The following is a 15,491-nucleotide window of genomic DNA, read 5'->3' on the forward strand; positions in this document are numbered from 1 at the left end:
AGTGGAGGGTGCGGCGGCCCACTGATTGCGTGTCAAGCGGGTTCTCATGGCGAACGAATGCCCACGGGCGCACTTCCCGCGCTCGGGGTGTGCGCACGGCACGTGAGGTGGGAACCGACTGTGTGAATATGCCCCGCGCACACGCTTACCTCTGCCCGGCCGCTCGGCTTGACTGCCGTACCTCAACCGAAACGCCCATATAACGGCCGCATCGCACGCGTGGAGGGGGACCCGCTGTGCAAGATCCTTTCTTAACCGCCACTGTCCTGTCCGTCCGGAACCGAGAGGCCGGGCGACATCGCGCGGGCGCGGCGCACCTCCAGGTGAGGCCGCGCCATGGAGCCGGGAACCGCGTGAGCCAGGTGGATCCGCCCGAAGTACGGCTTGAACGGGCGGTGGAGGACCCTCCCCGGCCGCCAGTACCCACCGGTGCGTCACCCCTGCCCGCCCGGGAGGCGGCCAGGCCGCACGCCCCGAACGCGCGATTGCGGCTCCTGTTGCAGGACGCCGGATGGGGGCCGGCCCAACTCGCCCTGGCCATCGGCAAGGCGGCGGCCGAGCGGGACCTCGGCCTGGTGTGTCATCGCACCACGGCGGGGCGCTGGTTGGAGGGTGTCCAGCCGAGGCCGCCCTTTGCGGCGCTCGTCCTGGAATGCCTCTCGCGTCGCCTGGGCAGGCGCGTCACCGCGCAGGAGGCCGGGCTCACCCGCGCCCCCGCCGCCGTCGCGGACCTGTCCTGGGAGGCCGATCCCGTGCGCAAGCTCACCCACCTCACCGACGCCGAACTCGACCCGCGACGCCGCACCCTGCCGGGAGCGGGCGTCTTCACCCTCAGCGCCCTCGCCCTGCCGTACGCGCCGTCCGCGTCCCGTGCCGCCGACCGGCTCCCGGGGCGCGCTCGCGATGCCGGGGCGGAGCAGATGCGCACCATGGCCGCCGTGTTCGCCGCCGCGGCCGACCAGCAGGGCGGGCAGCACGTACGCGCGACGCTGAGCGCCTACCTCGCCCACCAGGTCATCCCGCGCCTGCACGCCGCCACCCGCGCACAAGCGCGCGCCGACGTACTGTCCGCGGCGGCGCAACTGACGCTGCTCCTCGGCGGGATGTGCGTCGACGCGGGCCACGACGGCGCCGCTCAGCACTATCAGCAGATCGCCGCCCGGCTCGCCGCCGACGCCGACGACCGCACCACCCTCGCCATCGCGCTGCGCACCATGGCCGCCCACGCCCACGACCTGAGTCACCACACCCCGGCCGTCCTCAACCTCGCCGAGCAGGCCGCCCGGCACGCCCGCCACGCCCCACCCGCCGTCCGGTCCTACGCCCACGTCCAACTGGCCGTCCTCCAGGCCCACCACGACCGGCGCGCGGCACTGAACTCCCTCGCCCAGGCCGAGAAGCTCTTCACCCGCGCCGACAGCACCCCCGGGCCGTTCAGCAGTTACCCGCCCGGCGCCCTGCATTACCAGCGCGCTTCGACGCTGGCCACCGTCGGAGACCACGGCGCGGCCCTGAAGGCGCTGACCGTCTCCCTGCGGTTGCGCGCACCGGGCGAGCGGCTTCCCGCCGCCCTGACGCGTGCCCGTCTGGCCGAGACCCACCTCCGACTCGGCCACCTCGACCAGGCGCTACCGCACTGGCGGGCCTTCCTCGACGTCTACCCCACCCTCAACTCCCTGCGGGCCAGCCGCTGTCTGACCGCAGCGGCCCGGCATCTCCGCCCCTACCGACGCCACCACGGTGCCGCGGGCGTGCTCGACAGCGTCCACGCGCTCGCCGGAAACCGGAGGAACCTGCCGTAGCCGCGCCGGCCCCGTCGAGTGCGGCTGCTCGCGGTGTCCTCACGTGTTGCTCCTTTCCTGTGCGGGCCGCCCCGTGATATACCCCCAGGGGGTAAGGTGGCCCGGGTCTGGAGCGTGGGGAGGTCGGACGGCATGGACGGATGGCAGCCGATGCTGGTCCTGCTCGGCGTGGTCGGGGCGGGCCTGGCCGCGCTGTACGGACTGGGGCTGTGGCTGGCGGCGGCGCGCACTCCTCTGGAAGCCGGGCCGTTCGCCGGGGGCCTGAAACCCGGCGAGCACGCCGTGTCGCGGTTCCACGTGCGCTGGTACCCCGTCACCATGATCTTTCTGGCCTTCGACATGGAGATGCTCTTCATGTATCCCTGGGTCAAGGTCGTCTCGGAGGTGGGCACCACGGCCGTCGTGGAGATGTTCCTCTTTCTCGGCATCCTGTTCGCCGCGGTGGCGTACGCCTGGCGCGAGGGGGCTCTGCGGTGGACCTGAGGGCCTTTCTGCGGCGTACGGCGATGAGTCGTCCGGCGGTCCTGGTGGTCACCCTGCCCGGCGCGACGCGACTCCGGCTGGAGGTGGAGGCGGAGCTGCGTCGGCGGGAGTGGCCGGTGGTGGGAGCTCCGGCCGCGGCGGACCTGCTGGTCGTGTGTGGCGATCCGGCGGCGCAGGGCGCGTGGCCGGAGTGGCTGGACGACATCGAGCGGTCGATGCCGGAGCCGGCGGCGCGGGCCGTGATGGGGGAGAGCGCGCGGGTCGGGGGTGCGCTGGATGCGGGGCGGGGGGAGGTGACTGGCCGGGCGGTGGCTCCGCGGGGGGATGGCGGCCGCCATGAAGACCGTGCCGCGCCCTCCGGAGACGGGCATCACCGGCCTGCTGACCACGCGGAGCACATGGACCACGCGGAGCACATGGACCACCACGCGAGCCACATGGATCACCAAGACCACAGCCCTGGTGGCCACATGGACCATACGGGCCACATGGACCACGCGGGCCACGACATGCACGCCATGGCCGACATCGCCGGCCTCCCCATGGCCGAACGCGCCGACGACCGCGACGAGTTGAGGCTGGATCGGCTGCACGTCCCGATCGGCCCCGGTCTGACCGACTGGCCGACGGGCCTCATCCTCCGTCTCGCCCTGCAAGGAGACGTCGTCCAAGGAGTCGAGGTCGACCACCTCCCCGTACCGCCCGCCCATCGCCCGCCCTTCTGGGACGAACCGTGGCTGCGGGCCGCCCGCGGCGAGGAAGTCACCCGGGGCGGCGCGGCGCGCCGGCGCTGTGCCGCGCATCTGGACAGTGCCGGACGGCTCCTCGCCGTAGTCGGCTGGGACGACGTCGCCGCGCCATTCCGGCGGCTGCGGGACGAGTTGCTGGCGGGGGCGTCGCGTACCGAGGTCGCCGGTGAGGTGCACAGGACGGTGCGCCGGGTCGGCCGGTCCCGGGTCCTGCGCTGGTCGATCGCCGGCCTGGGGCGACTTCCGGCGGACACGGCACGGGCGGCCGGGGTGTCCGGGCCGGCGCTGGCCGCGACCGGGGACGCGTACGACCGGCTGCTGATGTGGCTGGGGGAGATCGAACGCGGCCTCGAAGTCCTGGACGACACACGGCCGTTGGCGCCGGACGACCGGACCGGCCCCCGGGGTCGGCTCGACGGACCTCGGCCGCCCTCGCAGGCGTTGCTCGACGTCCTGCCCGATCTGCTGACCGGCGTGGAGTTCGCCTGCGCGAGGATCGTCGTGGCCAGCCTGGACCCAGACCTCGACGAACTCGCGCTCGCGCCCGTGACGGGAGCGGCCCATGCCTGAGAACGCGCCCGTGTGGGCGATCGTCGTCCTGCCCGTCGCCCTGGCGGTGGCGGCCGTGGTCACCGCGGGATTCGACGCCGTGCTGTCCGGGGCGGCCGGGCGCGGTCACGCCGGAGGAATCCGTAGGGCGGGGCGGCGGGCGGCGACCCCCGTGCGCGAGGCGCTGCGGCTGCTCGTCCAGCAGCCCCGCCGTACGACGGCCGCCGACCGGCTGCTGGGACGGCTGGGCGTGGTGCTGGTGCCGGTGGCCGCGGTGCTCGCGGGTGCCGTCCTGCCCTGGGGCTTCCGGGCCGTGAGCGATCCGTCCGTCGGCGTCGTGTGGTTCAACGCGATGGAGGCGCTGGCCTGGGCCGCGGTGTGGCTGGCGGGCTGGGGGCCGAACTCGGCGCTGTCGCTGATCAGCGGCTACCGGTTCCTCGCGCAGGGGCTGGCGTACGAGCTTCCGCACATGTTCGCGCTCACCACCGCCGCGCTCGGTGCAGAGTCCCTGCGGGTCGGGGACGTGGTCGCGGCCCAGGAGGGCGTGTGGTTCGTGGTGTGGATGCCGGTCGCGTTCGCCGCCTATCTGCTGAGCGCCCTCGCGATGGCCTTCTGGGGGCCGTTCGCCCATCCGCTCGCGCGGGACGCGGCCGGGGGCGCCGCCGCCGAACTGGCGGGCGTGGACCGGCTGGTGTTCCTCGGCGGGCGGTGGCTGCTGCTGGTGGTGACCGCGGGCTTCAGCGTGCCGCTGTTCCTGGGCGGCGGCCACGGACCGCTGCTGCCGGGCTGGGCGTGGACGCTGCTGAAGACGGCGGCCGTGCTGGCCCTGCTGGTGATCCTGCGGCGGGCCCTGCCCGTGCTGCGGATGGAGCGGTACATGGAGGCGGCGTGGATGGTGCTGGTGCCTCTGACGCTGCTTCAGGCGCTGTTCGTCGCCGTCGTCGTCCTCAACCGATAGGCGAGAGGCCATGTTTGACGATGTGATCTTCTGGTCCCTGGCCATGCTGGCGGTGGCCGCCGGCGTCATGGTGTTCCGGTTCGACTCCATGGCGCGGGCGACGTACGCGCTGCTGCTCTCGCTGCTGTGCGTCGGCGGCGAGGTGCTGCTCCTGGGGCTCGACTACCTCGGTGTCGTGATCGTGCTGATGATGACCATCGAAATGGCCATCATGGCCGTTTTCATGGTGATGTACATGATGAACCCGGCCGGGCTCATGCCGATGACCATGATCCACAACAAGAGGGGCGCGGCGGTGATCTGCGCGGTGGTCTTCGCCGCCCTCGCCGCCGGGATCCTCCTCACCCCCTGGCCCGCGCGCCGCGGCCGGGCGTCGGCCGATCCGACCATGGATCTCGGCATGTCGCTGATGGGGCCGCAGATGCTCACCATGATGACCCTGGGCCTCGCCCTGTTCGCCACGATCGTCGTGACCGTCGTCCTGGCCACCCGTCGGGGCCGCTACGACCGGTTCGGCGACGACCTGAAGGCACGCACCGCCGACGATCCCGTACGGGGAGGGGTGGGCCGATGAGTCTGGAACTGTTCCTGCTGCTCGCCGCCGCCCTGTTCAGCATCGGCCTGTTCGGCGCGCTCGCCCAGCAGTCGGTCGTGATGCTGATGATGGGCCTCGAACTGATGCTGGGCGGAGTCATCGTCGGCGCGGCCGCCGTCTGGCACTACATCGCGCCCGATGCCGCCGACGGACAGGTGCTGGTGGTCCTGGCGGTCACGGTGATGGCGGTGGAGATGGCCGTCGGCTTCGCCGTGGTCACCGCGCTGTTCCGGGCGCGTGAGGTCGACATGACCGACATGGCCGCGGAGTTGAAGGAGTGAGCGCGCTGCTGTGGGCGCTGGTCGCGCTGCCGCTGACCGTGGGGACGCTGCTCGCGGTCGCCGGCCGCCCGGCGGACCGGTACGCCCCCGCCCTCGCGGTCGGTACGGCGGTCGCCGCGTTCGGCCTCGCCGTCGCGGTGGCGTTCGGGCACCCGAGGGTCGAGGCGCCGCTGCTGGAAGGGCTGCCCGCCGGGCTGGCGGTCGACGGGCTGTCGGGCCTCATGGTCGTCACCGTCACGGCGGTGACCGCGGCCGTCCTGCTGTTCGGTGTCGCGGACATCGGACCGGGCGAGGCACGGGCCCGCTTCTTCGGCCTGATGCTCCTCTTCGGCGGCGCGATGCTCACGACGGTCACCGCGACCACGCTGCCGGTCCTGCTGATGGCGTGGGAGGTGATGGGCGCGACCTCCTGGGCGCTGATCGGCTACTGGTGGCGCGACCCGGCACGCGGCGACGCCGCCACCACCGCCTTTCTCACCACCCGCGCCGCCGACCTCGGCCTCTACCTCGCGGCCGGGGCGGCGCTGGCGAGCGGGCAGGGCGGGTCCCTCGCGGATCTCCCGGACGCGGCGGATCCGTGGCAGGCGGTCATCACCGCCGGCGTGATCGTGGCCGCGCTCGGCAAGTCGGCCCAACTCCCCTTCAGTTTCTGGCTGTCCAGGGCCATGCAGGGTCCGAGCCCGGTCTCCGCCCTGCTGCACTCGGCGACCATGGTCGTGGCCGGCGCCTATCTGCTGCTGCGCCTGGAACCGCTGCTCGCGCGATCCGGCTGGGGCGGGCCCGTGGTGGCGTGGACGGGCGCGGTGACGGCCGTACTGCTCGGCCTGGTCGCCGTGGCGCAGACCGACCTCAAGCAGCTGCTCGCCGCCTCGACCTGTGCCCAGATCGGCTTCATGGTGCTCGCCGCCGGGACCGGCGCGGTCACCGGCGGCACCCTGCAACTCATCGCCCACGCCGCCGCGAAGAGCCTGGCCTTCCTCGTGGCGGGCGCGTGGCTGACGGCCCTCGGTACCAAGGCGCTGCCCGCCCTGCGCGGCGCGGCCCGACGGCACCGTACGGCCGGGATCACCTTCAGTGTGGCGGCCCTGACGCTGGCCGGGGTCCCGCCCCTGTCGCTGTGGGCGGCGAAGGACGTACTGCTCGCCGGAGCCCTTGAGGACAGCGCGGCGCTCTACGTCGTCGGGCTGACCGGAGCGGTGATCTCCGCGGTCTACAGCGTCAAGGCGCTGTGGTTCGTCTGGCAGCCGGCGCCCGGGGCGGACCGGCGCGAGGAGCCACCGCCGTACGCGACCCGGCTGCCGCTCGTGCTTCTCGCCGTCGCCTGTCTCGCGCTGACCGTCACCTCCTTCCCGCCCGTGCGGGACGCCGTCGAGCGGGTGCTCGGGGGCGAGGCGGCGGCCCGACCCGGGCCGCACGCCTGGGAGTTCGCCCTGTCCGGCGCTCTCGCCCTCGCCGCCTCCGCGCTCGTGTGGATCCGCGGTCCCCACCTTCGCGCCCTCACCGTCCAGACCCAGTGGCTCCACCTGGAGACCGCCGCGCACGTTCTCCTCGTCCGTCCGGTGACGCGTCTCGCCGACGCCCTCGCCGCCTTCGACGACCGGGTGCTGGACCGTGCCGTCGACGGCGCCGCCCGTGGCTCGGTCCGGCTCGCGCGGTGGACCGACGCCCAGGTGGAGCGGCTGGTCGACGGGGCCGCGGAGGGCGTGGCGAGCGGGGCGCGGGCGCTCGGCCGCCTGGCGCGCCGGCCGCAGACCGGGCAGCTGCACCAGTACCTCGCTCAGGCGGTCGCCGCCTTCACCGTCCTCGCCGTCGTCCTCGTCCTCGTGAGGTGAGAGCCGTGCTCACGGCCATCGTCCTGCTCCCGACCGCCGTGGCGGCCCTCCTGCTGTGCGTGCCGCGCGGCGCGCCCCGCACCCTGTTCCTGACGGCCTGGGCGTCGACCACCGCCGTCGAACTGATCCTGACCGTGATCGTCTGGGCGGGCTACCGGACCGACGGCGGCATGCAGTACGAGACGCGGGCCCGCTGGATCCCCAGCGCCGGCATCAGCTACCACGTCGGCGTGGACGGCCTGTCGCTCCCGCTCGTCGCCCTCACCTGCGTGCTGTTCCTCGCCTGCGCCCTGTACGCCTGGCGCGACACCCGGCGGGTCAGGGAGTTCGCGGCCCTGTTCCTCTTCCTGCAGACCACCTGCCTCGGCCTGTTCGTCGCCCTCGACCTGATCCTCTTCTTCGTCTTCTTCGACCTGTCCATCGTCGCGATGTACTTCGTCATCGCCGGATGGGGACACAAGAACGCGGCCCGCTCCGCCCTGAAGTTCTTCCTCTACACCTTCATCGGCTCCCTCGCCCTGTTGCTGGGCTTCATCGGCCTCTACCTCGCCGCCGACCCGCACACCTTCGACATCGTCGACCTGACCACGGCCAACCCCCTTGCGGGGCACGCCACTTACGGCGCGCTCGTCCTGCTCGCGATCGGCGTCGGCCTCGCCGTCAAGACACCGACCGTGCCCTTCCACACCTGGCTGCCGCCCGCCCACACCGACGCTCCCGCCGCCGGATCGGCGATCCTCGCCGGCGTACTGCTGAAGATGGGCACCTACGGCTTCCTGCGCATCGCCCTGCCCGTCCTGCCGGGCGCCTGGCGTGAGTACGCCCTCGTCTTCGTCGTCGTCGGTGTCGTCTCGGTGCTGTACGGGGCGCTGGTCGCCCTCGCCCAGACCGACTTCAAGCGGATGATCGCCTACACCTCCGTCAACCACATGGGCTACATCGTCCTGGCGATCGGCGCGGCCGGGGCCGTCGGCGCGAACCAGGAGGAGGCCCGGCGGCTCGCGGTCACCGGATCGGTCTTCCAGATGGTCAGCCACGGGCTGCTGACCGGAGCCCTGTTCCTGCTCTCGGGCGTGCTGTACGAGCGGGGGCGCACCTACGAGATGTCCGCGTACTCGGGGGTCGCCGGGCGTGCGCCCGTCTTCGCCGCGCTGACCGGCGTCGCCGCCTTCGCCTCGCTCGGGCTGCCGGGCTTCTCCGGGTTCATCGCCGAGTTCCAGATCCTCGCCGGGAGCCTGGGACCCGAACCGGTGGCCACCGGCCTGGCCGTGCTCGGCATCCTGCTCACCGCCGGCCTGTTCCTGCGCGCCCTGCAACAGATGCTCCTCGGACCGCTGCGGCTGCCGGTCGCCGCGCCCGGCACCGACCGGCCGTTCCCGGACCTCCGCCTCCACGAGGGGCTCGCGGTCGTCCCGCTGCTGGTCCTGGGCGTCGTCCTCGGCCTCGCTCCCCGGTTCGTCCTCGATGTCGTCGAACCGGCCTCGCGCACCGTGCTGGAGCTGCTCGGGCGATGAACGAGATGACCGAGATGAACGAGAACCCCCTCTACCTCCTGCCCGAGGTGCTGCTCGCCGCGTCCGCCGTGCTCGGCCTGCTGCTCGGCGCCTGGCTGCCGCGCCGCCGCCAGTGGCTGACCGGCGCCCTGGCGGCCGTCGCCTGCACCGCGGGAATCGTGGCCGCCGCGATCGCCGCCGCCGCCCCCGTGAAGACGGTCTTCGGAGACTCCTTCGCCCTCGACACACTCACGGCCGGCGCCAGGATCGTCATCCTCGGCGCGACCCTGCTGGTCCTCGCCCTCGCCGCACCGCGCATGCACGCCGACGCACGGGAGACGGAGTTCTACGTCCTGCTCCAACTCGCCTCCCTCGGCACCCTGATGCTGGCCGGAGCCCAGGACCTGCTCCTCCTCGCCGCCGCCTACCTGCTCGCGAGCGTGCCCGCCTACGCGCTCGCCGGATTCCGCAAGGACGGCCCCGGCACCGAGGCGGCCCTGAAGTTCTACGTCGTCGGCGCGCTGCTCGGCGTGGTCATGCTCACCGGCGTCACCGTCCTCCTCGCCGCCGGGCGGACCACGTCGTACCCCATGCTCCGGACCGAACTCGCCGAAGCCCCGGGCGGGTTGGTGGCGGTCGGCACGCTCGCCCTGCTCGCCGGTCTGCTGTTCAAGGCCGGCGGCGTGCCCGGCCACTTCTGGGTGCCGGACGCCGTCCAGGGCAGCTCGGGGACGGTGGCCGCCTTCCTCGCCACCGTCCCCAAGATCGGTGCCCTGGCGGCCTTCTACCGGCTCGCCGCCGTGCCGCTCGCGGACGCGGACCTGCCGTGGGCCGACCTGGTCGCGGTGCTCGCGGTCGCGTCCATGACCCTGGGCAACCTGGCGGCCTTCTTCCAGCAGGACGTCAAACGGCTGCTCGCCTACTCCACGATCAGCCAGGTCGGCTACCTCCTGCTCCCGGTGGCCGTCGCCGGACGCACCGACCTCGACCAGCCGGCGCTGCTGTACTACCTGGCCGGGTACGCGCTGACCAACCTCGGCGCCTTCGCCGTCGTCTGCGCCCTGCCCCGCGCCCACACCCTCGACGACTACCGGGGCCTGGCACGGGCGCACCCGGCCCTGCTCGCCTCGCTCGCCGTGTGTCTGCTGGGCCTGGTGGGCACGCCCCCGACCGCCGTCTTCCTCGGCAAGCTGGAGGTCTTCAGCGCCGCCTTCGACGGCGGCTACGCCTGGCTCGCGGTGGCCGCGGCCGTCAACACGGTCGCCTCGCTCTTCTACTACCTGCGCTGGATCGGCCCGGCGTTCCGCACGTCCGAGGCCGTGGGCGAGCAGCGCGTCACGTCGAGGCCGGCCGCCGTGGTCGCCTACGCGGCGGCCACCGGTTCCGTCGTACTCGGAGTGCTGGGCGGTGTCGTCCTGGACGTGCTGGACGGCCCGCTCGCGCGCTGAGCCCGGCCGGGCTGCCACGCGGGCTCCGCCCTCACCTACCGTCCCGGCACGCGAGGCGCGACGCTCACTGCCGCGGCGGGTTCTGCCAGCCGCGCTGGTGCTGCTGCACCGGCGGCTGGTAGCCCTGCTGCGGCGCGTACTGCGGCGGCGCCGTGGGCTGCGGAGGACGGACGGCGGAACCTCCCTGCGGGCGGGCCAGGAGACAGGCGACGGCGCCGATCATCAGGCCGATGCCGAGGTGCGAACTCGCCTCCCGGATCTGCATGAACTCGACGCTCTCCACGTCGCTGCGTTCGGCGATCATCGGCATGGCGAACCCCTGGACGAGGAAGTACAGGCCGAGCACGAGGAAGATCCAACCCAAGACTCTCATGGCCGGTACCTTACTGGCGCCGTCGCGGCCGCCCGCACCGTTGCGTTCGCAAGGGGCCGGCCTTGTTCCCACGACACTCCCTGTGCCCCTGGAACCGATTCGCACACCCGTGGCATCCTGAAGATCAGTGGGAATCTCTTGAAACCGCCTTGGTACAACGGGGGTTGACAGGCCGTGGGATACACCATTCCTGAAGGCGTCGACACGATGCTGGACATCGTCGGGGTGGGCTGGCCCAACGTCGACGAGGACGCCTACCGCGACATGGCGGACTCGCTGCGGGAGTTCGCGGACAACGCGGAAACCGATGCCTACGACGGACACCAGTACATTCAGCGGCTGCTGTCCAGCGGCCGGAGCGAGTCACTCAACGCGCTGGACGAGCACTGGCGCAAGGTCGAGGGCAAGCAGAAGGATCTGGCCGCTGCGGCCCGGATCGTCGGCGGGGCGCTGGACCGGGTGGCGGACATCATCGTCGCCCGGAAGATCGCCGCCGTCGCCGAACTCGCCGACCTGTGCGCCACGGTGGGTGTCACGCTCGCCTTCGCACCCGTGACGGCGGGACTGTCGACCCTGCTCGCCGGGGCCAAGATCGCGGCCACCCGCATCGCCTTCAAGCGGATCCTGAAGGAGATGGCCGAGGCCGCCGTCTCCGAGATCGTCGCCACCCTCACCGAACCCGCGGTCGCCGCCATCGAGAACGTCGTGGCGGACCTCGCCATCCAGACCGCCATGAACGTCACCGGTCTCCAGGACGGTTATGACACCGGGCAGACCGCGCAGGCCGCCAAGGACGGCATGCGGCTCAACTCCGCGGGCGGCGGCGGTGGTTCGGGTGCCAGTGGCGGCGGTGGCGGGGGCAGGCTCGGCATCGACTACGACGCGCACGGCCGCGCCGGGCTGGACCTCGCCGGAGTACAGGTCAACATGAAGAGCAGGACGGGCGGTTCGCTCGGCAAGGCCAAGGGGCACCACGGCCGGGCCAAGGGCAAGGACTCCCTGACGGCCGTGCTGGACACCACCATCGACGGCGTGGTCACCAAACTGGGCAAGGCGCTCGACGACCTCGGCGACCACGTCGGCGACAAGCTCCCCAGGGCCATGAGGGGCAGCGCGAAGACCCACAACGACACCGACCTGGACGTCCGCGACCGCGTCGACCGCGTCGACGGGCGCGACGGCAAGGGCGGCACCGGCCGCGGCGCCAAGGGCGGAGTGGACGAGGGCCGGCGCCGCAACCCGCCCACCTCGCTCGCCGGCGCCAAGGACAACCCGCGCGAGAACGCGATCCCGCTGGACAAGCGCCGCTGCAAGTCCGACCCGGTCGACATCGCGGGCGGCGAGCTGGTGCTGCCCCAGACGGACCTGGAACTGGCTGCCGTCCTGCCGCTCGTGCTGCGCCGCACCCATCTGTCCGGCTACACCTATGGCCGGTCGTTCGGCCCCAGTTGGGCCGCCACGCTCGACGAGCGCCTGGAGCTGACCGGCACCGGCGTCGCCTGGGCCCGCGAGGACGGCTCGGTGCTCCTCTATCCGCGCCTGCCGGGCGAGGACGGCGAGGAGGTGCTGCCCCTGGAGGGCGAGCGGCTGCCGCTGACCTTCGTCGAGCGGGGCGTCCTGGGCGAGGTCACCTACGCGGTCACCGACTGCCGTACCGGCGGCCTGATCCGCCGCTTCACCGGCAGCCCCTACCAGGGCTCGGCCCTGTACTGGCTGACCGAGGTCGAGGACCGCAACGGCAACACCCTGCGCTTCGGCCGCGACGAGGACGGCCTGCCCGCCACCGTCGACCACGACGGCGGCTACCACGTCACCGTCACCACCGACCCGGCCCTCGGCCGCGTCACCGCCCTCGCCCTGCACACCCCGGACGGCCCCGCCCGGCTCGCCGCCTTCGACTACGACGAGGACGGCAACCTCGCCGCGGTCACCAACTCCTCCGGCCTGCCCCTGCGGTTCACCTACGACCAGGACCGCCGCCTCACCTCCTGGACGGACCGCAACGACTCCACGTACCGCTACGAGTACGACGCCTCGGGCCGCGTCGTCCGCACGATCGGGCCCGACGGTTTCCTGTCCTCGACCTTCGCCTACTCCACGTACGGCGACGACGGCCTGCGCGTCACTCACTTCACCGACTCCACCGGCGCCACCACCGTCTTCCGCCTCAACCACCTCCTCCAGGTCGTCGCCGAGACCGACCCCCTCGGAGACACCGTCACCCAGACCTGGGACCGCTACGACCGCCTGCTCCGCCGTACCGACGGACAGGGCCGCACCACCGAGTGGACCTGGGACGAACACGGCAACCTCCTCGCCGTCCACGAGGCCGACGGGACCGTCACCACCGCCGAGTACGACGACCAGGGCATGCCGCTCGTCGTCACCGGACCCGACGGGGCCGTCTGGCGGCGCGAGTACGACGAGGCCGGCAACAACACCGCGCTGATCGCGCCCGACGGGACGGTCACCCGCTACGCGCACGACGCGCGCGGCGGCATCACCGCCATCACGGACCCCACCGGCGCCACGGAGACGTTCCGGCCGAACGCGGCCGGCCTGCCCATGGCCCGCACCGACGCCCTCGGCCACACCCACACCTTCACCCGGGACGCGTTCGGCCGCCCGACCTCGATCACCGACCCGCTCGGCCACGTCACCCGCCTGGAGTGGACCACCGAGGGGCGCCTGGTGCGCCGCGTCGAGCCCGACGGCACCGAGTCCACCTGGACCTACGACGCCGAGGGCAACTGCCTCACCGAGACCGACGCGAGCGGCGGCACCACCCGCTACGAGTACACCCACTTCGACCTGCTCGCGGCCCGCGTCCGACCGGGCGGCACCCGGCACGAGTTCACCTACGACACCGAGATGCGTCTCACCGGGGTCCGCAACTCGGCGGGCCGGACGTGGAGTTACACCCACGACGCGGCGGGCCGGGTCACGTCCGAGACCGACTTCGACGGCCGCACCCTCACCTACGCCTACGACCCCCTGGGCGGCTGGATCTCCCGCACCAACCCCCTCGGCCAGACCGTCACCCAACACCGTGACGCCCTCGGCCGCCTCACCGCGAAGGACGTCGACGGAACCGTCACCACCTTCGCCCACGACCCGGCCGGCCGCCTGGTCCGGGCCGAATCCCCGGATTCCGTCCTGGAGTTGGAGTGGGACACCCAGGGCCGCCCGGTCGCCGAGACGGTCGACGGCCGCACCCACCGCTACACCTACGACGCGGCAGGCCGCCGCACCGCCCGCACCACACCCACCGGCACGGTCACCACCCAGACCTACGACGTGGCCGGCAACCGCACGGCGCTGCACCTCGCGGGCCACCGGCTGCACTTCACCCACGACGCCCTCGGCCGAGAACTCACCCGCACCTTCGGCGCCGCCGACCACGCCGTGACCCTCGCGACCTCCTGGGACGCCCTCGGCCGGGTCGGCGAACAGAGCCTCGCCGCCCACGGCCGCACCCTGCGCGCCCGCGCCTACACCTACCGGCCCGACCACCACCTCCTCGCCGTCACCAACCAACTCACCGGCGAGCAACGGCAGTTCACACTCGACCCGGACGGCCGACCGACCGGTGTCGACGCCCGCGGCTGGACCGAGCGCTACCTCTACGACAGCGAGGGCAACCAGACCGAGGCCGCCTGGCCCGACCGCGCCCCGCACCCCGACGCCCGCGGCCCTCGCACCTACGACGGCGGACGGCTGCGCAGCGCCGGGTCCCTGCACTACACCTACGACGCCGCCGGCCGTGTCGTCGAACGCCGCCGCAAGCGCCTGTCCCGCAAGCCCGAGGTCTGGCGCTACACCTGGGACGCCGAGGACCGTCTCACCTCCTGCACCACCCCCGACGGCACGCTGTGGACGTACACCTACGACGCCTTCGCCCGCCGCACCGCCAAGCGCCGGCACGCCGCCGACGGCACGGTCGTCGAGCAGACCGTCTTCTCCTGGGACGGCGGACGTCTCTCCGAACAGACCGACAGCACCACGCACACGACGCTGACCTGGGAGTACGACGGCATGCGGCCGCTCGCCCAGGCGGAGAGACGGTACGCGGGCGAGGACCGGAAGGATCGGGCGGACGAGGGGGACCAGAGAGACCAACGGGACACCGACTCCCGCTTCTTCGCCATCGTCACCGACCTCATCGGCACCCCCACCGAACTCGTCGACGACACCGGCGCCATCGCCTGGCACAGCCGCACCACCGAGTGGGGCAGCACCGCCTGGAGCCGCGACGCCACCGCGTACACCCCCCTGCGCTTCCCCGGCCAGTACGCCGACCCCGAGACCGGCCTGCACTACAACCACTTCCGCCACTACGACCCCGAACCGGGCCGCTATGTCACCCCGGACCCCCTGGGCCTGGCACCCGCGCCCAACCCGGCGGGGTACGTGGACAATCCGGCGACGACTGGCGATCCGATGGGGCTGGCGCCGTGCATGCAGGCGCTGGAGGACATGGCGACGCAGATCAACAACCTCAAGCCGGAGGGCCGGGCCCGCAACAGCCAGGTGGTCGCCCTGATCCACGCTCAGACGCCCAAGGGGCCGGTCACCTTCGTCGCCGGCACCAGCAAGAGCAAACTCGACGACGCACAGGTCCAACTGGCCAAGTCCCTGGGGCTCGTACCGATTCCCAACGACGCCTACATGAAGGTGGCTCCGGGGGTGAAGGGCGGGCACGCCGAACAGAACATCCTCGCGTACCTCAGTCGTCTGAACGACGGAAAGCAGACGCCGGACTGGCTGCCCACGCACGGCGCGGCATCCAACGTCGTGTGTACGGACTTCTGCTCCCCGCTGATCCGGGGCAGCAACGGAGCGATGTACGGCGAGGTGTATCCAGGCACCCAGGGCACCCAGCAGAAACAGTTCTACTGGCCCGCACGGCACTCACCGAGGTAGACAAC

11 protein-coding genes are annotated in these 15,491 nt (G+C 72.6%); 10 read left to right on the forward strand and 1 reads right to left on the reverse strand.

Annotated features, from left to right (window positions below; genetic code table 11):
- Positions 1-353: 353 nt before the first annotated feature.
- The 9 genes from K4B79_RS35325 to K4B79_RS35365 all read left to right on the forward strand — a co-directional run bounded on the left by K4B79_RS35325 (position 354) and on the right by K4B79_RS35365 (position 10,190).
- Entirely contained in the window at positions 354-1,802 is a 1,449-nt protein-coding gene (locus K4B79_RS35325) for a hypothetical protein (RefSeq protein WP_232031465.1), read from the forward strand.
- A 132-nt stretch (positions 1,803-1,934) separates the two neighbouring features.
- Positions 1,935-2,285, forward strand: a complete 351-nt coding sequence (locus K4B79_RS35330) for an NADH-quinone oxidoreductase subunit A (protein ID WP_232031466.1) — start codon at positions 1,935-1,937, stop codon at positions 2,283-2,285.
- 23 nt (positions 2,286-2,308) lie between these two features.
- On the forward strand, positions 2,309-3,604 hold the full coding sequence (locus K4B79_RS35335) for a hypothetical protein (RefSeq protein WP_232031467.1): 1,296 nt from the start codon (positions 2,309-2,311) through the stop codon (positions 3,602-3,604).
- Positions 3,597-4,541, forward strand: coding sequence for an NADH-quinone oxidoreductase subunit H (locus tag K4B79_RS35340; RefSeq protein ID WP_232031468.1), 945 nt, complete (start codon positions 3,597-3,599; stop codon positions 4,539-4,541). Before K4B79_RS35335 ends, K4B79_RS35340 begins: the two co-directional genes overlap by 8 nt.
- Before the next feature lie 10 nt (positions 4,542-4,551).
- Complete coding sequence (locus K4B79_RS35345) at positions 4,552-5,115, forward strand: NADH-quinone oxidoreductase subunit J (RefSeq protein ID WP_232031469.1); 564 nt, start codon at positions 4,552-4,554, stop codon at positions 5,113-5,115.
- Entirely contained in the window at positions 5,112-5,417 is a 306-nt protein-coding gene (gene nuoK / locus K4B79_RS35350; protein ID WP_232031470.1) for an NADH-quinone oxidoreductase subunit NuoK, read from the forward strand. The genes K4B79_RS35345 and nuoK overlap by 4 nt, the downstream gene beginning before the upstream one ends.
- Positions 5,414-7,249: an NADH-quinone oxidoreductase subunit 5 family protein gene (locus tag K4B79_RS35355; RefSeq protein ID WP_232031471.1), complete on the forward strand. Its 1,836-nt coding sequence runs from the start codon at positions 5,414-5,416 to the stop codon at positions 7,247-7,249. Before nuoK ends, K4B79_RS35355 begins: the two co-directional genes overlap by 4 nt.
- Positions 7,250-7,254: 5 nt before the next feature.
- Positions 7,255-8,763, forward strand: coding sequence for a complex I subunit 4 family protein (locus tag K4B79_RS35360; RefSeq protein WP_232031472.1), 1,509 nt, complete (start codon positions 7,255-7,257; stop codon positions 8,761-8,763).
- A gap of 5 nt (positions 8,764-8,768) precedes the next feature.
- Positions 8,769-10,190, forward strand: a complete 1,422-nt coding sequence (locus K4B79_RS35365; RefSeq protein WP_232031541.1) for an NADH-quinone oxidoreductase subunit N — start codon at positions 8,769-8,771, stop codon at positions 10,188-10,190.
- Between the two features lie 64 nt (positions 10,191-10,254).
- On the opposite strand, the gene K4B79_RS35370 is transcribed toward K4B79_RS35365, so the two are convergent.
- On the reverse strand, positions 10,255-10,563 hold the full coding sequence (locus tag K4B79_RS35370) for a hypothetical protein (protein ID WP_232031473.1): 309 nt from the start codon (positions 10,561-10,563) through the stop codon (positions 10,255-10,257).
- Between the two features lie 207 nt (positions 10,564-10,770).
- Between K4B79_RS35370 and K4B79_RS35375 the strand changes: the two genes are divergently transcribed.
- Complete coding sequence (locus K4B79_RS35375) at positions 10,771-15,486, forward strand: RHS repeat-associated core domain-containing protein (RefSeq protein ID WP_232031474.1); 4,716 nt, start codon at positions 10,771-10,773, stop codon at positions 15,484-15,486.
- The last annotated feature ends 5 nt before the right edge of the window (positions 15,487-15,491 follow it).

The sequence above is a fragment of the Streptomyces lincolnensis genome, assembly GCF_021173675.1.
In the GTDB taxonomy this organism is placed as follows: domain Bacteria; phylum Actinomycetota; class Actinomycetes; order Streptomycetales; family Streptomycetaceae; genus Streptomyces; species Streptomyces lincolnensis_B.